Origin of the sequence: Actinospineispora eucalypti (assembly GCF_039543365.1) — a bacterium.
Taxonomy (GTDB): Bacteria; Actinomycetota; Actinomycetes; order Mycobacteriales; family Pseudonocardiaceae; genus Pseudonocardia; species Pseudonocardia eucalypti.
Genome location: NZ_BAABJP010000041.1, coordinates 47581 through 69422 on the forward strand (window position 1 = coordinate 47581; position 21842 = coordinate 69422).

The 21842-nt window shown below is 68.1% G+C and carries 19 protein-coding genes; 10 read left to right on the top strand and 9 right to left on the bottom strand.

Going from position 1 to position 21842, the window contains the following annotated elements; translation table 11 throughout:
• Positions 1 to 132: 132 nt before the first annotated feature.
• A complete protein-coding gene (locus ABEB12_RS31415) occupies positions 133 to 720 on the top strand; it encodes a hypothetical protein (protein ID WP_185061460.1) in 588 nt (195 codons plus the stop codon).
• 600 nt (positions 721 to 1320) lie between these two features.
• On the opposite strand, the gene ABEB12_RS31420 is transcribed toward ABEB12_RS31415, so the two are convergent.
• From ABEB12_RS31420 to ABEB12_RS31445, 6 genes are all read right to left on the bottom strand, one after another.
• A complete protein-coding gene (locus ABEB12_RS31420; RefSeq protein ID WP_185061461.1) occupies positions 1321 to 2394 on the bottom strand; it encodes a tyrosine-type recombinase/integrase in 1074 nt (357 codons plus the stop codon).
• Entirely contained in the window at positions 2391 to 2894 is a 504-nt protein-coding gene (locus ABEB12_RS31425; RefSeq protein WP_185061462.1) for a hypothetical protein, read from the bottom strand. Before ABEB12_RS31425 ends, ABEB12_RS31420 begins: the two co-directional genes overlap by 4 nt.
• Entirely contained in the window at positions 2891 to 3814 is a 924-nt protein-coding gene (locus ABEB12_RS31430) for a replication-relaxation family protein (RefSeq protein WP_185061463.1), read from the bottom strand. Before ABEB12_RS31430 ends, ABEB12_RS31425 begins: the two co-directional genes overlap by 4 nt.
• 282 nt (positions 3815 to 4096) lie before the next feature.
• A complete protein-coding gene (locus tag ABEB12_RS31435) occupies positions 4097 to 4729 on the bottom strand; it encodes a hypothetical protein (RefSeq protein WP_185061464.1) in 633 nt (210 codons plus the stop codon).
• 52 nt (positions 4730 to 4781) lie between these two features.
• Entirely contained in the window at positions 4782 to 6356 is a 1575-nt protein-coding gene (locus ABEB12_RS31440) for a type IV secretory system conjugative DNA transfer family protein (protein ID WP_185061465.1), read from the bottom strand.
• Positions 6353 to 7978: a hypothetical protein gene (locus ABEB12_RS31445; protein ID WP_185061466.1), complete on the bottom strand. Its 1626-nt coding sequence runs from the start codon at positions 7976 to 7978 to the stop codon at positions 6353 to 6355. Before ABEB12_RS31445 ends, ABEB12_RS31440 begins: the two co-directional genes overlap by 4 nt.
• Before the next feature lie 534 nt (positions 7979 to 8512).
• Between ABEB12_RS31445 and ABEB12_RS31450 the strand changes: the two genes are divergently transcribed.
• The 6 genes from ABEB12_RS31450 (at position 8513) to ABEB12_RS31475 (ending at position 16038) form a co-directional block, all read left to right on the top strand.
• Positions 8513 to 9010: a hypothetical protein gene (locus ABEB12_RS31450; protein ID WP_185061467.1), complete on the top strand. Its 498-nt coding sequence runs from the start codon at positions 8513 to 8515 to the stop codon at positions 9008 to 9010.
• Positions 9011 to 9345: 335 nt separating this feature from the next.
• Complete coding sequence (locus ABEB12_RS31455; protein ID WP_185061468.1) at positions 9346 to 9768, top strand: hypothetical protein; 423 nt, start codon at positions 9346 to 9348, stop codon at positions 9766 to 9768.
• The gene (locus ABEB12_RS31460) at positions 9765 to 11885 is read left to right on the top strand and encodes a hypothetical protein (protein WP_185061469.1); all 2121 of its coding nucleotides are present in this window, start codon (positions 9765 to 9767) and stop codon (positions 11883 to 11885) included. The genes ABEB12_RS31455 and ABEB12_RS31460 overlap by 4 nt, the downstream gene beginning before the upstream one ends.
• Before the next feature lie 51 nt (positions 11886 to 11936).
• Positions 11937 to 13061 (top strand): PrgI family mobile element protein, encoded by a 1125-nt coding sequence (locus ABEB12_RS31465; RefSeq protein ID WP_185061470.1) that lies wholly within the window; start codon positions 11937 to 11939, stop codon positions 13059 to 13061.
• Positions 13058 to 14953 (top strand): TraG/VirB4 family ATPase, encoded by a 1896-nt coding sequence (locus ABEB12_RS31470; RefSeq protein ID WP_185061471.1) that lies wholly within the window; start codon positions 13058 to 13060, stop codon positions 14951 to 14953. The genes ABEB12_RS31465 and ABEB12_RS31470 overlap by 4 nt, the downstream gene beginning before the upstream one ends.
• Positions 14950 to 16038: an NlpC/P60 family protein gene (locus ABEB12_RS31475; protein WP_185061472.1), complete on the top strand. Its 1089-nt coding sequence runs from the start codon at positions 14950 to 14952 to the stop codon at positions 16036 to 16038. The genes ABEB12_RS31470 and ABEB12_RS31475 overlap by 4 nt, the downstream gene beginning before the upstream one ends.
• Before the next feature lie 67 nt (positions 16039 to 16105).
• Here ABEB12_RS31475 and ABEB12_RS31480 read toward each other — a convergent pair whose 3' ends face one another.
• Positions 16106 to 16330: a hypothetical protein gene (locus ABEB12_RS31480; RefSeq protein WP_185061473.1), complete on the bottom strand. Its 225-nt coding sequence runs from the start codon at positions 16328 to 16330 to the stop codon at positions 16106 to 16108.
• Between the two features lie 509 nt (positions 16331 to 16839).
• Between ABEB12_RS31480 and ABEB12_RS31485 the strand changes: the two genes are divergently transcribed.
• The 3 genes from ABEB12_RS31485 to ABEB12_RS31495 all read left to right on the top strand — a co-directional run bounded on the left by ABEB12_RS31485 (position 16840) and on the right by ABEB12_RS31495 (position 19362).
• On the top strand, positions 16840 to 17187 hold the full coding sequence (locus tag ABEB12_RS31485) for a hypothetical protein (protein WP_185061474.1): 348 nt from the start codon (positions 16840 to 16842) through the stop codon (positions 17185 to 17187).
• A 112-nt stretch (positions 17188 to 17299) separates the two neighbouring features.
• Entirely contained in the window at positions 17300 to 18025 is a 726-nt protein-coding gene (locus tag ABEB12_RS31490; protein ID WP_185061475.1) for an SOS response-associated peptidase family protein, read from the top strand.
• 575 nt (positions 18026 to 18600) lie between these two features.
• Positions 18601 to 19362 (top strand): hypothetical protein, encoded by a 762-nt coding sequence (locus tag ABEB12_RS31495; RefSeq protein WP_185061476.1) that lies wholly within the window; start codon positions 18601 to 18603, stop codon positions 19360 to 19362.
• Positions 19363 to 19438: 76 nt separating this feature from the next.
• On the opposite strand, the gene ABEB12_RS31500 is transcribed toward ABEB12_RS31495, so the two are convergent.
• Positions 19439 to 20257 carry a hypothetical protein gene (locus ABEB12_RS31500; RefSeq protein ID WP_185061477.1) on the bottom strand — a complete coding sequence of 273 codons (819 nt, stop codon included), beginning with the start codon at positions 20255 to 20257 and terminating at the stop codon, positions 19439 to 19441.
• A gap of 250 nt (positions 20258 to 20507) precedes the next feature.
• Complete coding sequence (gene coaD, locus ABEB12_RS31505; RefSeq protein WP_185061478.1) at positions 20508 to 20933, bottom strand: pantetheine-phosphate adenylyltransferase; 426 nt, start codon at positions 20931 to 20933, stop codon at positions 20508 to 20510.
• Positions 20934 to 21842: the final 909 nt, after the last annotated feature.

Below are 21842 nucleotides of genomic sequence, written 5' to 3' on the forward strand. Positions count from 1 at the left end.
TTTGCGGGAGTGTCCCTCGGTGTGGCCGCGCGAAAGCAACGACGGGAGTGTCAGCCCAGCCTTCGCCGTTCGCGGTCGCGGGTGTTGGATGAGCGACCAGGCTCCAGCCAGAACATTCGAGAGGAGTCCGTTGTGCCGAAGACGGAACAGGCCACGATCCAGTTCACCGCGCCGAACGGGGTGAGGTGGACACGATCGGCCACGGGCAAGTCGACGGGCACTCAGCTGCTCGAGGCACTCACGGAACTGCGCGAGTTCTACGACGTGTCGCGTCAGTGGAACTGGTGGGAGGAAGGCCGCAGTGAGCAAGAGCATGGCCGCGTGTGGGCGATCCTGCATGAGTGGGAGAACGAAGCAGGCGACGGCGAATACACCAAAGAGGAACTCGAGGCCGTCATGCAGGCCCAGGCCGACGCGGTTGGTAGGCGTCTGGAACAAGACAGGAAACGTCGGGCGGAGCTCGTCAATCGCTCCTACGACAAAGAGCGCGAGAATGCGCGACTGAGACTGCTGCGAACGGAATCCGACATCAGCTTCTTCGCCCACGTTCTGGAGGCGCCCGCGAGTCCGGCGCAGCGCGCGACAGCCCTGCAGCGCGTCACCGACAGCCGGCGGCCGCGGACGAGTTGCGGAAGCAGCTCGGTGACCCGGAACAGATCATTGATCGTGACGGATACCTGCCCGCGGAGCGCCGGGAGACTAATCTTCGCGACCACATGAACTACTGGCGCCACCGTATGCTCCGCACATGGGCAGGAGAGGACCGACGACGATTCAATGCGCTGTTCAAAATGCCTATGCCGGGGCCAGCCGCCATGTGCTCGGAGTGCCAGGCACCCAGCGAATGGCACGGATACGACCTATCCCTGCGGCTATTCCAACAGCCGCCACCTCCTGGATCTGGGGCCGAGACCATTGGCAACCTCATGCCGGGCTGGTGGGATCGATGCGCGGCTAGCACCGCCTACCAGATCACGCACATCTGGGGTGGCAAGGGTGCTCTCCCTGACTTTGATGGCGAGCAATGGGTGGCGATGCTTCCGCCCCGGCTTCGGACGATCTTCGCGCCAGCCCCGCCGAAGCCGAAACGAAAGCCCCAACCCAAACCGCGGCCTCTGGCCGTCCTCGAGCCAGGACCGATCAACGACGTGATGGCGCGGCTGGCTGAGGCTCAGGCCAAGTACCCGACCGCCCAGGTACGGCGTGGCGACGGTGGCAACTGGGAGTTGTGGCCTTCCTGATCTGGCTGACACCCTCGATTATGCGCATCTCGAGCAGGACCTCGGGAGGCATGGGCATCGGACGCAGTCCTGGGATCGTCTATGACAGCCGGACGAGAGCGGGACTCTGCGCCTTCTCCTCGGTACGTGGTTGACCGAAGCCGTGTGGCTCGCTGGCCAGCGGGTGAGGCTCACCGGTGAGGGCAGCCAGCGCGGCGGCGACCTCGTGGAGATCCGCACGAACGTACGTCGTCGTGACACCGGCGTCACCGCGCCCGCTGTGGCCGGCATAGGCGCGAGCGACCGCGTATCCGAAGCGACGCTCAACCCAGGTGAGTGTCGTATGCCGTAGCCAGTGCGTGGTGATCTGTTGCCGGGCTACCCAGGGAAGGTGCTCACCAACGCGCGCCCACAGGTAGTCATAGCGCCGTGCGGTGAGGGGCCGACCGTCGCGGTAGCACAGCAGTCGAGAATGGTTGCCAGTATTGCGCTCCCGCGTGTGCGCTTCGAGATGGCGAGTCAGGGTGGGGGAGATGGGCTGCCACCGAACCGTTTGGCCCTTCTCCCGCAGCCGCAGCAGACAGTTTGCCGAGTCGAGATCTTGCTGACCGAGCGCGATCGCGCCACCCCGCCGACCCGCTGTTTCCTCGTGCAGACGCAGGAGCAACGTGTCGAGTTCGGGATCATTCCCGGTGCGCGCGGCGACCTCGTTGATCTCGCCCACCGCGCCGTCGGGAAGCGCCCGGCGTGTACTGGTCAGCCTGCGCGGTTTCGGCACACGCAAGGCGGGGTTCGCCGCTCGGGTGATGAAACCATCGTGCTCGGCGTGCCGGTACACGCACCGCAGCGCACCGATCAGATGTTCCGCGGCCGAACGGCCACCGCGCGAGTTCCGGCGCATGACTCCGGCGGTCTTCGTATGCTCCGCGAGCTGAGTGATTTCCAGCGGCGTGGGCTCGTCGAGCGCCCGGCTGCCCCAGACCAGCTGGACCCGATTCCAATAGCTCGTGTATACCCTGCGGGTCCCATCCGGGACAGCGGCGGCGACTTGCGGGATGTATTCGTCGAAGGTCGGGACAGTTCGATGGCTCGCGGCGTCGAGCAGCTGTTCAGGTTCGACGCCGAGCCGTCGCAACAGTAGGCGCGCGGCGTCGAGCTCTGGGCCAGTCGTCATCGCGGCACCTCCGCCGAGCCGACGAGCACCTGCAGCATGACGTCCAGGGCGTCGGTCGGAGCCGCCACCAGTAGCTGTCGCTCTGTGCACCCGGCAACGAGTAGTCGGTCACCGGCGACGAGCCGGAATCGATGCCGCAGCGTTGATGGCAGCCGCAGGTGGCCTTGTCGCGTCAGCGCCGCTGGCCCGTCGACGTCGCGGGTGGCAACGACGGCGTCATGGGAAACCGTCAGTGTGTATCGCTGGCACGGCTCCCAACACAGGACTCGCAGTGCTGAACGGTCCGCCAGTCGCCCGCGCGCGTCGATCGTGGTGACGGTGTAGTAGACCGAGCTTCGTGTCGCGCGGCGAAACAGCCGCGGCAGCGGCAGCCCAGGGGAGGAGCTCAATGCCTCGGCCGTGTTCGTGTTCGACGGATAGTGGCCCTGCCCGATGACCGCCCGCTCCGCCAGGGGCCGAGCTTGAAGGACGCGGTGCTGAGCGGTGTCACGCTCTGTCATCGGACACCGCTTCGCCGGACGTTGTTGATCAGGTCGGTGAGCTGCAACCGTTGCTTGCTTGCGGCAAGCCACCAGATCGGCCCTGCCGGTCCCACGTCGCCCCGCACGAGCTCTGAGTGTGTGGTGAGCATCATGACGCCACTCGGACCGACGGAACCGTGACGACGGTCAATGGCCTGGTGGAAGTTGGTTTCGCGTTCGACGGATGGGAGTTCGACGAGTACTGGCCGGCTGATGCTGTTGGCGGTGCGTACGGCGTGTTTGCGGATGCCGGCGGCGGTGAGCCGGGCGTATGCGTCGATCTTGTCGAGGAGGGTGTCGAGCACCTCGGTGCCTCGGTCGTGTTCGTAGAAGCAGCCGACGATGGCCGGTTTCGCGTTTGGCTGGTGGTGTGCCCATTCGAGGTATCCGTCGGGCCGGAGGAGGTGTCCGCACTCGGTGGCGGCGCGGGTTTCTGACCACCAGGCGGTGAGCGCGGCGCCGGGGGTGCGACGGGCGCCGGCGTGCAGACGTGAGTAGAACTCGGCCACGCCGAGCCGGTGGTCGAGTTTGGATGAGCTTTGCAGCCGGGTGACACGTGCCGCGATGTCGTTGGCGCGCGGGAACGTCGTGTCGGTTCTCGCGGCGTGCAGCAGGGCGCCGACGGGGCCGAGGCAGTAGCGCCAGGGCAGCGAGCCGGGCCGATGGAATGTTCGGAAGCGGGCCAGAACGTCGCGCTCGGCGAGTTGCTGGAGTCGGCGGCGGGCGAATCGCATGCTCACGTTGGAGAACTCGACGCGGGCGAGTTGATCAGTGGTCATGACGCGGTGGTCAGCCAGTAAGTTGATCACTGCATGATCACGATCTGTGAGCCTTCCGGCCTCGGTGATGACCTTGGTGAGGCTGCCGCGGGCGGGTGAGCTGGTGGGGTTGCTGGGCATGGTGAGGGACCTCGCGAACTGGAGTGGAGGACTGGATGAGGAAGTCCAGTGCTGGTTTGGTGCGGATGGCTGTGTCCTGGCGGGAAGCCCTAAGGCTTTGTCGGGCGGCCGGCACGGGCGCCGCACACGCACGCTGAGCTGCGACGATGGCGCGCTCAGGGGGTTCCGTTCACCGTGCCTTTCTTAGGCGGAACGGTGAACGGAACGCCAGGCGGAACGGTGAACGGAACCCCACGGCGATCGCCGTGTATTACCGGTTGTATTAAGTCGTCCGCCGCCCCGCTAGTTGCCCCACCGGCCGGACGGGGCGCGCTCAGCTCGGGTGCAGATGATCCCGCCGTCAGGCAGGTCGGGGTGTTCGCCGGGGCCGTAGAACCGGCATACCTGGGGTCCCTGGCGCTCGTTGGGGTACTCCCGCCACCCACCGCGCGGGTAGTCACGTTCCTGGTTCGGCGTACACGGGCAGCGCCGGTCGGCCACCCGACCTCGGTCTCGGTCATCCCTGTCCCGGTCCTCCCGGGCACAGTTGTCGGAGACGATGACGACATCGACGGGACCGGCGCGCAGCACGAATCCGTCTTCGCCGTCCGTGTCCCTTCCGCCGTTGTTGTGTTCCGTGGCGTCGTCACGTGTGCTGGAGTGTTTCCGACAGGACCGGTCGTTGGCCTTGATGGCTGGCAGAGACAAGCCGCCGGCGGGAGCCGGCGAGGTCGAGGCGAGCACGGTGTGCGTGGCGACCAGCTGGACCGGCGTATCCACGGTGGCGTCGTTGGGGCTGGTACCGGTGGCTGTGTGCTGGCTGGGGGCGGGGTAGGCGAGCGCGACCGCGCACATGCAGCAGGCCATCGTGATGATCAGGGCGCGGACCACTCGTGCTAGCAGTGGCCAGGTTCGCCGGGTCTTGGGTATGGGCATTGTCGGTTCCTCTTTCCTTGTTGTGGGCTTGCCGGCCCGGGAGGTTGGGTGGCTAGGGGCGCCGGCGGCGGTCGGGCGGGTTGCGTCGTTCGGGACGTCGGCCTCCTCGGCCGGTGTCGGCGCGGCCGTGTCGGGTTGGCGACGACGCGGCCGGCGTGGGCCTCGGGTTCGCCGGGCCGCCACTCGGCGCGTCACCGCCAGGCGGTGTGACTTGGCCGCCGGTGGGCTCCCCGCGCAGGACCGAGCGGTCGGTGCGCCTGTCGCGCTCGCGCTGATCGTGGGTGTCTGCGCGCTCGGCGTCGGTGACCCCGGTCCGGGCGCGTGCCCGTGCGCGGAGCCATTCGGCCCGGCCCGGGATCGGCTCGGGCAGTGGTGGCGAGTCGAGGGTGAACGGCGGCTGTTCCTGGCCTTCGTGGACGACCCGCGCGACCATCTGGAACCCGCCGCGCGAGGAGAGGTCGTGCTCGGCCAGGTAGGGGTTGATGTGGTGGGCTTTGCGGGGCGCGTCGCGGGCCGAGAGCAGGAAATAGATCTTGTTGCGGCAGTTCGCGTCGATGGCCTCGCGTACGGAGGCGTCGAGTTGGGCGTCGTGTTGGTGGGCGATCATCCAGGACACGCGGTAGCCACGGCTCTCGGCCAGGGCGAGGTCGACCCCGATGGGCAGGTTGAGGGTGTTCTGGGCCTCGTCGACGATCACAGTGGCGTCCGGTCGGTCCTCTGGTGCACGGCGGCTGCGGCGCGTGGTGTGTCCCCAGCAGCCGGCGAGCAGCAGGCCGGAGATCAGCCGGCTGGCGTCCTCCCCGAGTTCGCCTTTCGGGAGCCGGGCGAGCAGGATGCCGCCGTCGAGGATCTCGGTGAGAGAGAACGTGGTGACCGGCGAGCCGAGCAGCGCGCGGGCGAACCGGCGCGACAGCACTCCGCGTAGCCGGGAGACCAAGGGGGCGTACAGGCTGCCGCGCTGGGCGGCGGTGAGCTCGTCGTAGTCGTCCCAGAACGAGGCGAGCCAGTCGGGCAGTGCCACGGTGGCGAGCAGGTTGGCGCGGAACGGGGTGTCGGTGAGCATCCGGACCACGTCGGGCAGGGTCGAGTCGGGCCGGTGGGTGAGGGTGAGCGCGGTGCAGCGCATCAGGTCGTCCATCCGGTCGCCCCAGGAGGAGGCGTAGAGCTGGCGCAGGGTGCCGGTGAGGTGCTCGGCCGCCCACTCGCCACCGCCGCCGGGGATGGCGGGGTCGGGGGCGAGCGGGTTGAACGCCGGGATCGCGCCGCCTTCGAGAAGGTCGTCCGGGTCGAGCACGACCAGCCGGTCGGCGCAGGAGGGCGGGAGCCGGTCGAGGATGTTGCGCACCAGGTCGCCCTGGCAGTCGATCAGCACCACGCCTCGACCGGCGAGGGCCTCCGCGATCACGTATTGGGTCATCCACCAGGACTTGCCGACCCCGGTCAGTCCGAGGACCTCGAGGTGATAGCGGGCGTCGGCGACGTTGAGCCCGATCATCTCGACCGGCCCGCCGAAGTTGGTCAGCCCGAGCGGTTTCGGCCGTGCCCGGCGCGGATCATCCGGCGGGATCAACAGCAGCGGTCGCCGCGCCGAGGAACCGGTGCCGGGCTGGGGGTGGCGGCTGTTCATCGCGGCTCGCCTCCGTATCGGCGGTAGCGCCCCGCGCGGGGCGCGGGGCTGCTGGTGTCGCGGTTCGCCAAGGGTGCGGAGGTGCTGGACGGTCGAGGGGCCGTCGCTCGGATCGGCCGTCCTGGTCGGGTGGGCTGGTTGAAGCCCGGCTGGGAGCCGGCGCCACGACCAGGGGGTGACGGTGGTGGCGTCGGCCCGCCGTCGGGCCCAGGCCGCCGGTCGCCAGGGGCCGGGGCGTCGTTGCTGTTGCCGGTGTTGGTTGGGCGGGAGCTGCCGGTTCGCCGTGCCGTGCGTGGGAGCGGAAGGCGCGGGAGCTGGCGTGCCGGGGCGCGATTGCGCGCGGAGGGTGCGGGCAGCCCGTAGGTGTGTGGTTGGGCGGGCAGATGCCACAAGGCGGCCAGCTCGGCCAGCGTGGCGTTGAACCCGGCCCCGGGCGCCCGGCACCACAGCCGTTCCGCGTTGCGCGCCGGGCGGGTGTGCAGGGTGGCGTGGGTGGTGACGAGGTCGTAGCCGGCGGCGATGTCGCGGGCTAGCCGCAGCCGTGCCCGCCGCGCCCGCGGACCGGGCAGGGCTGGTGAGGTGTTGGTGGGGTGGGTGGTGACGGCCACGCGCAGCGTGGCGTGCAGGTGCGCACCGGCCGTGCGTTTGGCGTCCGCGGCCTTGCCCATTAAGCCGGTTCGGGTGCCCGTCGCCGTTGCCGGACGGGACGCACCGGCGACCGTGCCGGTGCTGCCCCGGCGGTTGGTCGAACCGCTCGAGCCGGTGAACAGGTCGAGCAGCTCGCTGACGAGGAACGACAACAGCTCGGCTGTGCCGGCGAGCAAAAACGTCGTCACGTTGCGGCACAGCTCGGCGGGGTCCACGCGATCCAGGCCGGCGACGAGTCCGGGGAGCGGTCCGCCGGTGGGGGTGATGACGAGCTGCACGGCGGCTTGTTGGCCTGGTTGGCGGTCGGCGAGTGCGTCGAGTACCGCGCGCAACGGTTCATCACCGGGCTGATCGCGACTGGCGTGGGAGGGACGATGGGCGGGATCGATCAGCGGTGCCCACCGACCCCCGGCGGGGCGCAGCTGCAGCACGCTCGGCGGGGCGTACCAGACTGGCGGGGTGGTGTGCCGGATCTGGGCGCCGGGCAGCACGCGCCGGATCGCCGCGGCCATGTGCTCGGCGCGCAGCGGCGGCGCGACCCACACGCCCGCCCGCACCCCGGCGGGATCGGCGTGGAACTCGGCGGCCAACGCCGGAGCGGGTTTCCACGGCCGGCGGGGAGCCCGGTCGAGGAACCCGGCGAGGACCCGCCACAACGCCACCGCCGCATCGGCGGGGTAGGTCGCGGGTGGGGTGATCTCCAGCCACTCCGCGCGCCCCGCGACGGCGTAGCGGGTGCGCCAGAACAGCACCGACACCACCATCGCGGCGACCAGCACCGCGACAGCGGTGACCACGATCGGCCACGAGCTGGCCCACCAGGAAGTCACACCCGCCATCGCGTCGGGGGCGACCGAGACGAACGCGCCCTGTCTCCCGTCGAGACCATCCGGCGAGGAGCCCAGCGGCGGCCCGATCATCCACTGCGCCAAGCCCAGTGCGGGTCGGTGGCCCGACTCGAGAATGCGCGTCATCTTCTTCAATTCCTTCCCGCCAGCGATCGGTCTCCGCGTCGCCTGCCGGGCTCCGTGTGGTGTTCGTCCTCACCGGCGCCGGCGATGTGCCGCGGTTGCGCATTCAGGTGTAGCTGGCGGATTCATACATTCTTATTGAGCAAATAATTCGGCCGTGTAATACAGCGCCCTTCGACGCGTGCCGAAGCCTGCTCGACACATGTGTCTACGTGGCCCTATGCCACGACATGTCGATCAGTCGGACGGCAGATGCACGAGGCGAGCAAGGAATCTCCGTGAGTTGCTGCGGCTGTTCGCGACAGTCAGGGACTCGGTTTGTATTAGATGTGCATTAATACTGTATTACTCGACCAGTCCGCTGGGTGAGCGTGTATTAATTGTGGATTCTTTTCGTATTGCCGGATGTGGCTAGCTGTTTGGTGTCCGCTCTTTTCACCGAGCACGGGAGAGCTTGTGATGGCCAAATTTGAACAACCGTGCCGCGGCGCTCACCGTTTGGTAGCGGCCGGCTCGGGTCGGGGCTTGCCTCGGCCGGTGGGGGTGTTCGAAACCCTGGAGGTGGCATTCGGGTACGTGGTGACCGGGCCGGCGCCGCTGGCGGTGAAGGGCCACCTGTTCCCGGATCTGCCCCACCGGGACATCCCTCTGCACCAGCTGCGGGTGCGGCTGCTGTCTCCGCTGGTGAGCAACTCGACCCGGGCCGCGGTGTGGTCGTACCTGGTCCGCCAAGCACGCACACGCGGCGCCCGGCAGTCCTCGTGGACGGTGGGGGCGGCGGGGATGGCGCTGCCGGAGCTACTGCGGATCGTGGGCGCGCTCGCGCGCACGTACGCCGGCGAATTGGAGGACCTCGAAGCCGCTGCGCTAGGCGCGTTCTTGGGTGAGCTGCGCCGCGTCGATCTGGACGACACCCGGGATCCCCGGCTGCGCTGGCGGCTGCTCACCGCCGCCTACCGCGCCTCCCGCACGCTGCGCGACACCACCCATAACACCGCCCCGGACACGGCGCGGGATGGAGGGCCGCGGCGATGAACCCGGAGAACCGGCGCCAGCCTCTCCACCAGCGGCCAACCCCCGCAGGGTCGCCACCCGTTCGTCCAGCTGCCACCACCCAAACAGACGCACCGGCCGGCGACACCGGCACCGACTCGATGGCCACCCAGAACAGCCCGGACACCGTGGCCGTGGCCACGGCGGCCACTGGACCCGTGGCCACAACCTCGGTCGGCAGCCCGTCCGCGGCCACCGCGGGGACCCGGTCGGTGGCCAGCGGACATGCGGACCAACCCAGCTCCGGGATGGTCAGCGGATGCGTGGCGCGCGCACCGTCAGCGGCCAGGATGCTGCGTCGGTCACCGGGTTGGGTGATGCGGGCGCTGGCGCGCGGGTGGCGTGCGAGCGCACGAGCGGCACGGCGTCTGTGTATCAGTGGCCCGCTGTTGGTTGCGTTGGCGGCCATCTACGTCGTAGTCCATGACGGGCTCGCACGCGGCTGGGCGGTTGCACCGATTGCGCAGATCCTGCCGACCCAAGGAGGGCAACAGGTCCCCATTGCACAGAATCTCGACCAGGTACTGACCGGCCTGCGGAACATGCTAATGCTCTACCTCGTCCCGGTCACGATCGTGATTTTGACCGCGGCCTGGATGCGTTACGGGGCGGCGCGGAAAGCGGAGAACGCCGAACAGGCAAAGGAAGCGGTCAGCAAAGCCCTCATTGGCTTCTGCGGCGCGGCACTGTCCCCAGTCATTGTGCAAGTACTGCTGATCATCGTGCGGGGCGGATCATGAGAACGCCCACAGCGCCCGATCGGATCAATCGCAATTTCCTTGAAATCCTCGCCTCGTGGGCGCGGAGCTCTCGATGGCCGACCGGTCGGCACGCGCCGCATGCCTTTCGTCGGTTAATCCGCGTCCTTTCGTCGGCGCCATGCGGCCTCATTCGGTGGCTGACGGTCACCGGTTTCGCTGTGGTGGCCATCGGGTCAATCGGCGGCCACGCGATGGCGACGATACCCACGTCGGCTGCATCCGGTCCGGACGAGGCCGCCATGACGGTCACCGCCTCGCACGCGACCGCAACGCCAGAAATGGCCACACGCCCGGCGGCCACGGCGGCGATGCCCGACCAGCTGGCCATGTCCACTCGCGTGGCCGACCCGGGCGCCGGTCGAGCCGGTGGCCACACGACGCAGGTCATGGCCACGACGGCCATCGTGGCCACGGATGGGCTGGCGATGGCCAACCACGCGCCTGTCTCACCCATTCGGCCCATCGAGACCGCAGGTGTCCTAGCGCCGACGGTCCCGGGTCAGGGGCCGGCGCCGCCACCCTCGGCGCCCACACCGCCCGCACCATCAGCCACCCCGCCGGTGCAGGCGCCGCCACCCAGTTCGCCACCGCCAGGCACAGCGCCGGCAGGCCCGGAGGAACCGGGCTGGATCTCGCAAGCGGTGTCGGGGGCGTTGGAGTGGGTGCTGCGCAACACCGTGATGGACGGGCTCAACCCGTTGCTGGCATTGATGGGGCGCACGGTGTTGAGCACGCCGACACCGGACTCGCTGCCGCACCTGGTCGAGCTGTGGGAAAGCACCCGCACGATCGCGGTGTCGGCATACGTGCTGCTGGTCATGGTGTCCGCGCTGGTCGTGATGGCCTACCACACCCTGCAAACCCACCACAGCCTGCGCGACGCGATCCCGCGCGTGCTGATCGGATTCCTGGCCTCCAACTTCTCGCTGCTGATCGTGTCCACCGCCATCGAGACCTCCAACGCGCTGGCCGCCGGGGTTCTCGGTGACGGCGTCAACCCCACCCAAGCCGCCACCGCGATGCGGGAGATAGTGATGGGGTCGGGACTGATGACCGGCGGAGTCGACTCCGGTGGGCTGTGGCTGGTGATCGTGGTCGCCTGCCTCCTCATCATGATCATCTTTCTGCTGGTGGGCTACGGGGTGCGGGTCGCGCTGCTGGCCAACCTGATGGTCGCCGCGCCGCTGGTTCTGGCCACCTACGCCCTGCCCGCCCCGCTGGACCGGCTCGCCGCGTGGTGGTGGCGCGCCTTCGGAGCTTTGCTGGGCGCGCAGCTGGCGCAGAGCCTCGCGTTCGCGGTCGCGCTGCGGGTGTTCTTCACCCCCGGCGCGTTCCGGTTCGACGACGGCCTCACCCAACCGCTGATGAGCCTGTTCTTGGCCATCGGGGTGGTGGTCGTGATCGTCGCGGTGCCGTTCTGGACGTTGAGCGCCGCGAAGCTCGGCCAGGGCGGCTCGATGCTCGGCCGGCTGGTCAAGACCTACCTGGTGATGAAGACCTTCGGTCTGGTCAAAGGCCGCGTCATGGGCAAGCCGGGCGCAGGTCCCCGTCGACCCACCACGAACACGCGTGGCCCGCGCCGCTCCGGCGCCAAGCCCAGCACCCGACATCGAGTACCAGGGGCCGCTGGAGGCGTGCCTGCCAGCAATGCTCATCGGAAGCCGAATCCGCCCGGGAGCGGTGCTAGGAGCCGGGTGGGCCGCGCGTTCAGTCGGTTGCGCCGCAACCGGGATGTGCAGGCGGGGCGCGGCCGGGCCGGTGTCGCCCATGCCGGCCAGTGGGCACGGATGGACCCCGCTCGCACCGCCACCACTGCCCGGCCTGGCCGATCCGGCGGGTCGGCTCGCATGCCGATCGGTGCCCGGCCCGCGCAACCAGCCCTCCGCACACCGAAAACCACCAAGCAACCCGCCCGGTCGACGCCTTACCGCGCGTCGGACTCGGCCAGCGGCGGCTCCCGCAACCTGGCCCAGCCGCTCGCCGGGACGCCTCGCCGCCATGCACCGGCGCCGGCGGGGCTCGCGGCTCGTCGTGCCACCGGTCAGCCGACACAACGCGTGCGCCGACGCACCACTGGTGATCAGCGGCGCCCGTGACCCTGCCTCGTCTGCCTAGTTCTGTGATCGCCAATTCGAGGGGATACGTCCGTGAGCAGCGTGCCCATTCCCGCCGACATCGACATCGAGGACAAAATCGTCGGGGAACTGACCGGCCGGCAGGTCCTCATCCTCACCGCTGGCGCCGTGCTGCTGTACGGGGCGTGGGCCGCTTGCCGCGCGGTACTGCCCTTCGCCGTGTTCGTCTACCTCGCGGCCCCGATCGCCGGCGCCACCCTGGCCCTGGCCCTGGGCCGCCGTGACGGCCTCACCCTGGATCGCTGGCTGTGGGCAGCGGCCCGGCACTTCGTGACCACCCGGCCCCTCCCAGCCGAGGAACACATCGAGCCGGCCGGCGGGTGGGGTGTGGTCCGCCGTCCGAGCGCACCGGTGCTCCTGCCCGATCGCGGTGTCGGTGAGACCGGCGGGATCGGGGTGGTGGACCTCGGGCGACACGGGCTCGCCGTGCTCGCCGCGGTGTCCACACTCAACTTCCACCTACGCGCACCGGCCGAACAACAAGCTCTGGTCGCCGCCTTTGCCGGCTACCTGCACTCACTCACCGACCCGATTCAACTCCTCATACGGGCACTCCCGCTCGACCTGTCCACCCACGTCAACACCCTCGACCACACAGCCCCAGTACTCGGACACCCGGCGCTGAGCGCGGCGGCGGCCGAGCACGCCGACTACCTCGCCGAGCTCGCCCACCAGGAGTACCTGCGACGTCAGGTCATCCTGGTCCTGCGCGAACCACTCCGAGTCAGCCCCACCACCCGCAACCCCCAGCTGCTCGCCGACGGTGACCGGGTCTCCCTGACCCGTCTGGCCCGGCGCCTGACCGAAGCGATCGACTTGCTCGCCCCGGCAGGCCTGGCGGTCACCGCGCTGAACGCCACCCAAGCCACCGCCGTCCTCGACCACGCCTACCGCCCCAACCCACCCGACGCCCTCCCACCGGATGACGACGACCTGCTCGACGAAGATCTCGACGAACCACTAGGTCCTGAAGACTCAGGCGGACCACCGGCCGACCACATCCCTGCAGCTCAGGAACTGCCGGCCGAGCTCCCACCCGACCGCGCTAGCCACGGCGGCGGTGAGGACTGCGACGCCAACGGTGCCGCGCGTGCTGAGCGGGCCTGGTACCCGCCGGCGGATCGGTGGCGGTCATGAGCCGCTCCTCGTGGTCGTCCGCCTGGTCGCTGCTGCGCGGTACGCGCGCTCCCGACACCGACACCGACACCGAATCGGTCACCGCCGTGGATACGGCCGTGGACGCCACCGTGAGGCAGGTGTCGGTACGGGTCGGCGCACGCTCGATGCGCACGACTTCCGGATGGGTCGCCAGCTTCGCGGTGGTCGGCTACCCGGCGGCGGTGAGCCTGGCCTGGCTGGACCCCCTGCTCAACCACCCCGGCCAGCTCGATGTCAGCGTGTACATCGACCCGGTCGACCCGACCATCGCCGCCACCCGGCTGCGCCGCCGTCTCGCCCACCTCGAAGCTGGACGTCGGCACGCCGAAAGCCATGGCCGGCTGGCCGATCCGCTGGTGGACGCCGCCGCCGAGGACGCCGAAGAGCTGGCCGCACAGCTCGCTCGAGGTGAGGGCAAGCTCTACCGATTCGGCCTCTACCTGGTTGTGCACGCCCCCGACCCGGACACCCTGGCCGACGAGGTCGCCGCCGTCCGCGCTCTCGCCGCCTCGCTGCTGCTGGACGCGCGACCGGCCAGCTACCAACAGCTCGCCGGGTGGGCCTCCTGCCTCCCGGTCGGCCTGGACGGGCTGCGCATGCACCGCACCATGGACACCGCCGCGGTCAGCGCCGCCATGCCGTTCACCTCACCCGACCTCCCCGCTCCCGACCCAGCCGACCCAGGGGCGCTGCCCGGAGTGCTCTACGGGCACAACGTCTCCTCCTCCGGGCTTGTGTTCTGGGACCGGTGGGCGGCCGACAACGCCAACGCGGTCGTCTTCGGCCAATCCGGCGCCGGGAAGTCCTACCTACTCAAAGCCAGCGACGTCCTCCGCCAGGCCTACCAGGGCGTCGAGGTCGTGGTCATCGATCCCGAACACGAATACACCCGCCTCACCCACGCCCTCGGCGGTCACCTGATCTCGCTCGGCGCACCCCACACCCAGCTCAACCCGTTCGACCTGCCGATCCACCAGCGAGAAGGCACCGACCGCTGGTTCGCACCAGCCGACGCACTGCACGTACGCGCGCTGTTCCTGATCACCTTCCTGACCGTGCTGATCGGCACAGAACCCGAACCCGACGAGCGGGTCGTGCTCGACGAGGCCATCCACACCACCTACGCCCGCGCCGGAATGACCGACGACGATCCAGACAGCTGGACACAGCCCGCCCCGATACTGGCCGATCTGGCCCAGGCACTGGCCGAGATGTCCGATCCCGCCGGGCCACGCTGGGCGGCCCGCATCCGCCCGCACACCCGCGCCGGGCTGTTCGCCGGCCCCTCCACCGCCACCCCATCCGGGCATCTGGTGTCGTTCAGCCTGCGCGAGCTGCCTCGGGAAACCCGGCCGGTCGCCACGCTGATCGTGCTCGATCTGATCTGGCGGCGGCTCAACACCGCCCACCAGCGGCCCACCCTGGTCGTGATCGACGAGGCATGGCAGCTCATGCAACTGCCCGCCGGCGCCGAGTTCGTCGCCCGCACCGCCAGGGCCATCCGCAAACGCAACGGCGCGCTCACCCTGTCCACCCAAGACACCGCCGACCTACTCAGCAGTCACCTCGGGCAAATCGTCGTCGCCAACGCCGCCACCAAGATCCTGTTGCACCAAGACCACACCTCGATCGACGACGTCACCCGCGTCTTCGGCCTTTCCGACGGCGAGCGTGAGCTGTTGCTGCGCGCCCGGCCCGGGGAAGGCCTGTTGATCTCCGGAGAGCATCGGGTGGCGTTTCGGGGCATCGCCAGCCCGACCGAACACGAGCTGTGCAAGGCCGACCGCACCTTCCTCACCGACCTCGACGAACACCAGATCGGCCTGGTCGAACTTCCCGCGCCGCCCCTGTCGGCATCGGATGAGCGGTGATCAAGGCCTGCGCCGCCGGTCTCGCCGGGCTAGCCGTCCTGGTCATCCTGCTCGCGGCTGCCGCCGGCGGGGTCATCTCAGCCGTCCTGAACCCGTTCACCAGTGGCACCAACGACCAGGCCGGAACTAACTCGCCGGCCAGCTGCGCACGCAACGGGCAACCCATCCAGCCGCCGGGCTACACGGCCGAGCAGGTGGCCAGCGCCGCCACGATCATCCGGGTCGGCCAACAGCTCGGAGTGCCGCCCCAGGGCTGGGTGATCGCGCTGGCCGCCGCACTGCAGGAATCCGGGCTGCGCAACCTCAACTACGGCGACCGCGACTCACTCGGCCTGTTCCAGCAGCGCCCCAGCCAGGGCTGGGGCAACCCCGACCAGATCATGAACCCCGACTACGCCGCCACCCAGTTCTACCGCCACCTCCTCGCCGTGCCGGGCTGGGAACGCATGTCGGTCACCGACGCCGCGCAAGCCGTGCAACGCTCCGCCACCCCCGGCGCCTACGCCCGCCACGAGCCCGCCGCCCGCACCCTCGTCACCGCCCTCGCCGCCTGCACGCCAGCACCGCCGCAGCCACCCGGGTCGTCGACTGTGCCACCGGTCGCGGCACCGGCTAACCCGACCAATGACGCCGCCACCGGGGTGATCGCGACCGTGACCGGCTACGCGCGGGCCCAGATCGGCACCCCGTACGTGTGGGGAGGTGACGGATCCAGCGAAGGCGGATTCGACTGTTCCGGGCTCGTGCACGCCGCCTACCAAGCCGCAGGCATCAACCTGCCCCGCACCGCCGACACCCAGTTCCGAGCCGGACCCGGTCTACCACCTGAGGAGAACCTTCAACCCGGTGATCTTGTGTTTTACCGCGCCCCCGGCGCGCAGAAGATTACTCATGTTGCGCTCGTGACCGGCGGCGGGAAGGTGGTGCACGCGCCCGACCGCAGCAAGCTGGTCGAAGAGGTGCCGCTGCCGCGCAAAGACTTTGCCGGCGCGACGAGGCCAGTTACCGGCCCGCCGGTGCCTGCGGGCACCGAGAAACCCACGGCGTCGTTCGCGTTGCCCATCGGCGCGCTCGGCCCCTCCTAGGATGCAGTTACGGAAGATGGCCGCCGCCCGGAACCGATCGTGGCGTGCGTCGGGCATGTCGGGGTGCTTAGCGGGACTCGATGAGGCGCGTGATGGCACCGGCCGCGAGTATGACCGCCGCGTCGGGCGTGTGGGTGTCTCTGAGCCAGCAGATGAATAGAGAGATCCCCGTCTCTCTGCCGTGCATGGCGATCGCGTCGGCGAGCGCGCTGATGTAGGTGGGCACGAGTTCGTCCGTGTGCGCGATGCACTGGTCTAGCCTCGCCACGAGGGCGGGATCAACATCAGTCACGGCGCTTGATTCTGCGCTGGCGCCACCTGTCTCGTGGCGGATTCAGGAAATCCACGCGCCCGATCGGGGCTTGCGGAGCGTCCGGCTGGCCCGCCGGGGCTGCGCGGTCATCGCGCTGGGTGGGTCAGTCTCACGGTGCACGAACGGGCGGTCTCAGTGGCTGCGGGGGGTTTCAGCCACCGAGACCACGCGCGTCGGGAACACGGTTCGGGCTCAGTGAGCCGCCTCAACCGGTCGGCTGGCTGAATCCCGCCCGTTCCGACGCCCAGGAGTCTGACACGGTGATCACTCGCGCCGTGGCGGAACGAGAAAACTCACTCGGTGATGTTGGCGAGCGGGTGGGTTGGCCGCGTGGTAGCCGGACCCGACGCCGTATGTTCAGGGCCGGGCGGGCCGCGGGACGGTCGCGATCGCGAATGTCGGCTGTGGTTTGCGCCCGCTGCTGGGCCTGTTGTGTCGACACTGCGGGCATGGCTAGTGATGTATGGGTGCGCGTGTGGGCGCGATCCGTGATCAAGACCCGGTGCGCGCCGGAGGCCCGGGCTGATGCGTTGGCGGAGCTTGACCGCACGTCGTCGGCCGAGTTGGCCGGGCTCATCCGTCGGCATCTCGACGAGTGGCAAGACCCCGTACACGAGCGCTTCTATCTGCGTGCCCTCGCTGCCGATCGCGGCGATACCGACATGGCCGAGCTGATCGACACGTGCGCCAAGAGCAGCGAGCGTCCTCAGCTCACTTCCGCGATCTTGGTTCATTGGCTGGGAGAGCGCGGAAACTGCCTCGGGTGTGGCGAGTACTGGCCGTGTCACGCGCTCAACGAGGCGTTCTCCGCGGCCTACCCAGCCGACGCCCGATAGGGGGCCGGCATCGCTGCGTGACGCCCGCCGTCGCTCCGACCCGCCCCCAGCAGCGCTCGCCTGCGTTCGGCTGGGCGCGTGGCCCGCGTGTGGTGTGGGTACAACCGAGGGTGTGTGCGGTAGGTACAGCGTGGCCAGGCCGGATGAGGACGTAGCCCGCGAGTTCGATGTCAAGGTTGTCGCAGATGAGTCGCCGGGGCCGTCGTGGAACGTCGCCCCGACGCAGTCCGCGCGGGTCGTTTTGGAGCGGCTGCCGAGCAAGCGGGGCGCCGAGGACGCCGAGGGGGTGCAGCGGATGCTCCGCACCGCGCGGTGGGGTTTGGTGCCGTCCTGGGCGAAGGACCTCAAGGTCGGCAACCGGTTGATCAACGCCCGCAGCGAGACCATCACCGAGAAGCCGGCGTTCAAGGCTGCCGCGGCGCGTCGGCGGTGTCTGGTGCCGGCCGATGGCTACTACGAGTGGCAGAACACCGAGCAAGGCAAGGTGCCGTACTTCCTGCACCGTGACGATGAGCTGTTGGCGTTCGCCGGGCTGTATGAACTGTGGCCCGACCCGGACCGCGATGAGGATGACCCGGACCGGTGGCTGTGGAGCTACACCATCCTGACCCACCCGGCCCCGGATGCGCTGGGCCACGTACATGACCGCTCACCCGTACTCGTCCCACCGGGCGGGCTGCGCGACGGCTGGCTGAATCCGGAGCTGACCGACCCGGCCAAAGTGCGCGAGCTGCTGGCCGCGATGCCCGAACCCGGGCTACAGCCCCGGCGGGTGTCCAACGCGGTGAACAGCCCGAAGAACAACACCCCGGACCTCGTGGCGCCGGTCAGCGACTAACCGGCGAGGCCGTGCGCGGGGTGGGACTGGACGGCCGTGGTCAGGTGTGCGCCGTTGAGTCGACACGTCAGGCTTCTCTCGCCGGTTCGGGGCTGTTGCTCGCGGCTCCGCTAGTTCGTCGGTAGGTCAGTTCAGGGCCAAACTCGACGGGCACCGGGTCATCTTGCGCGCGCACCCCGACAACTTCGGGGCTCTACACGCGGGCTGAAGCGGAGATCGCCGGTGCCGGCCCGCCGTGCGCAGGTCATGGTCGAGGTGACGCGCCGCCGATGCCCTACGCTGCATGCGTGCCCGTGTCCGCTCATGCTGTGGCCGAAGCGCTACTCGTGCCACGCCCACGGATCCCCGAATCGCAGAGCAGCGACGACCGACAGCGGCACGGCTCGTACTAGATCTGGGAGAAAGACAGACGAGTCGAGCAACAGCTTCTCTGTTAGCTCGCCTGTCTAGGAGAGGTCAGGTCAGGCATTCCCTTGGAGCAGATCGCTTTCGGTTTGGAGCGGAGTCCCGATGACGGATGCCGCCGGTACCTCGCGCATGCCGTCTCGTTTGACACGCGAGCGCGTATCCTCTCGATGGAGATCGATGAAAGCTGGGACGACGAGGTTCGGAAGGGCTGGCTTGGTACGCAGCAAGGCATTCGGATGTCGCTGATCCATGAGCACGGTAATGCGGATCACGAGCGCAAGATTGAGGACTTTCAGGCCATCGGACCGGCGCCGTGGACCATCATTGATAAGCATAATGTATTTTTGAAGCAGGCTCGCTCGGCATTTACTCATGGTGCGTACTATCCTGCTTTGGTGGCTGCTTGCGCGCTAGGAGAGCGACTCCTCAATGAACTCGTCATTCGCCTGCGTGACGATTACGTCGGTCACCCGGCGACCGCTAGCGTGGCTACTCAGACCACCATCACCGATTGGGTCAAATGTATCGCCGCATTGGTCGATTGGGGCGTGCTCGATGACGACACCGCCACAGTCTTAAACGAACTGCGCAAGTTGCGAAACAAGAGCATCCACTATGGCGAGCATCTGTCTGGTGCGACCATACGCGATGATGCATTGAGCGCGGTAAGATCGATCCAATCCGTAATCGAGACAGTGTTCGCTCCGCACGGGGCTCCGCCTCGGTTCATCTCCGGTACCGAGGGACACTCGTTCCTGTCGCTTGCCAGTGAGCAAGAGCCTTTCTTCAAGCGGTTCTACTTGCCTGCCTGCGTCCTAGTGAGTTCGAACTTCGAGATGCGACCCACCCCTGAGGATTCAATGGCTGTGTTTGACGACAAGACTTATCAAGATGAGTACCCAAGTCTGACGGATGAGGAATTTGCCTAGCACTACCGGTGTAAGCCTAGGGCCTCTGGCAATCTTGAGGTGGACCGTTCGGCCGGAAGTGCGCCTTAGTCAAGGGTCACTCGATGGCGGCGCCTTGTCGCTCGTAGGTCGCCCACCGATGACCTGGCTCAGGCCAAGCTAGAGCGATCACTTTCTCCACCATGGCGCCCTTTGCGGTGATTACGATTCCCCCAGGCCTGTATATGAAGTTCTCCGGCGGCTCACTGGCAACCCCGAGACCAAGCCGCAACTGTAAGGCGCCGAGAGTCACCGACCCTCCCCATAATTTTCCGCCGGGGCCGGTGTGCGCCTCAATAGCAACCGAATTGGGAGTTCCGTGTGGGTCGATTTCGTGGGCTTGCATGTACATTCCCCAGCCGTTTGGCCAATTCGACCCACGCCACAGAATGTCAGCGAGTCGCGCTTTATCGAGGCCTGTCTTGAGGTCGGAAATCGCGTCCCCATCTCGTCCGAGAGATTTGGCTTCTAGTGCGCCCCAGAATAGTTTCAGCAGCCACCGTTCCAGCTCGGACCCCTGGCAGAGCGCGAATGCGTCCTTGGCGCGATCTGGATGGTCCGGCTCAGCTAGGCTGAGCTGATCGGTTTTCGTGGCGCGGAAGAATTGGCCGGCGACTGTATCGAGCGAGCTCGAATGGTTGTTGTGTCGTTCGCAAAGAATGAACGAAAAAAGGCGACTTACCGGCAAAGACTTGGTCTCGCCGCGAAGCCATGGGAGGCCGGAAATTACGATTCCAGTATCGCTTCCGAGAATTTCTCGTAGAATTGAGGCGCTAAGCCAGTGCTCGCGGCTTATCCTGCTCGAACAGTCTTGAGACGCATTGCCGTAACAACGAGGATGCGTATACCCCGTGCGGGCGTCTGCCAGCAGCGGCACCGGAGCTTGCGCTAGCCAATAGCCGCCAGCGGACCTGTGACATGACCTGACTGAGCGGTGGGAGCCACAAGGGCAGTAGAAGTTTTTGCCCGGGCCGCGGTGAACCGGGTCACGTGGATAGTCCAGTATTCGATGGAATCCGACCAGCGGTCGCATGGTGGGATTCTAAGAGGTGTGTGCCGCCGAGTCGGCAGGTGAAGCGTCTCTTGCTGGTTCGAGACTGTTGATCGACTGTGTGATTCCCTGCCGGTCATGCTGGCTTGCGTCTGCTGGTTGTAGTCGTCGAGACAAGGGTTGAGGAGATACACGCCTGCGCGGGACTGGTCGGGACGAAGAGTGTTTCGATGCGGCTAAGGTGACGGCTCATCTGGGCCATCGGCCACTCGTGCCCCAACTCGCCGGGGGTGCGCAGGCCTCGCACGATCACGCCGATACCCGCCGCGCGGCAGTAGTCGACCAGTAGCCGGCCGGTACTGGAGTCCACCGTGACGTTTGCCAGGTCGCTGGTCATGTCGGCCAGCAGTGCCAGTCGGCCGGGCAGGGGGAGTCGGCCGGTCTTCTTCGGGTTGGTCAGGACGCACATGACGACTTCGTCGAACATGCCTGCGGCCCTGCGCGCCACGTCGATGTGTCCCTGCGTGGCTGGGTCGAAGGAGCCGGGGAATACGGCGCGCATGGCTTGCCATGCTAGCGCTCGGCGGTGTCCTGTCCCGGGGACTTCGCCGAGTCCCGCGCCACCTCCCCCGCGCTTGGCGCCAATCGGGCCGCCCGGCGCGCAAGAGCCACCCTGACGATGCGCGCTGCTCGCGCGAGGACGAGAGGGTCATCGACAGCGCTGGGATACCCGGTCTCGGGCGGTTCTGGGATCGGCCTGGTCGTCACTTCCACCTCCCATGTCGGCGTTGTTGCTCTTGCACTCGGTTACATCGTGCGACCAGAGTCCCTCAACAACGGCGCGTCAGCTAGAGAATCAGGCAGTAGCCGTCGGCCAGGGCAAGACGGTTGTTCCACTCGGTTTCTGTCCGGCGGCAGCCCGCGCACGGCACCGCCGGCACCTCAGCCGCTTGCTGCCGCGCCCTGTCGCCCGCGCCTGAGTCTTCCGCTCGCCGGCTGCGGCCTAGCCGGCAGCGCTCACATCGCGTGCGGCCTGGTGCGCGAAGGAGAAGCTTCTGGCCGCATTGCTCGCAGTCCGCAGGTAAGGCAGTCTCGGGGCCAAGCTCAACGGTCACCGGGTCATCTTGTTCGATCGGTCACCGGGTCATCTTGTTCGATATTGACGACCGACGAACGGAGTGTTCACAGATCGCACGCACTTCGGAGCGTGGAGCCCCCGCCACGCGAGTCGATCAGCGATCCTCGTGCACTGCATCACGGCCATGTGCCTCTGGCATCTACTCGTCGCCAGGGGTACTCCGTTCGGGCGGCATTTTCTCGATCAGCCACGCCCACCCACTCGACGCCAGATCGTGAGACACGTGCCGCAAACCGACCGTCGCGAGTCGGGTGAGAAGGGGGGCCGGCTGTGGAGGATGTGTGTTACGACAACGGTGAGGGGCTGCAGAAGCTGCGTGAGCAGGTGTACGGC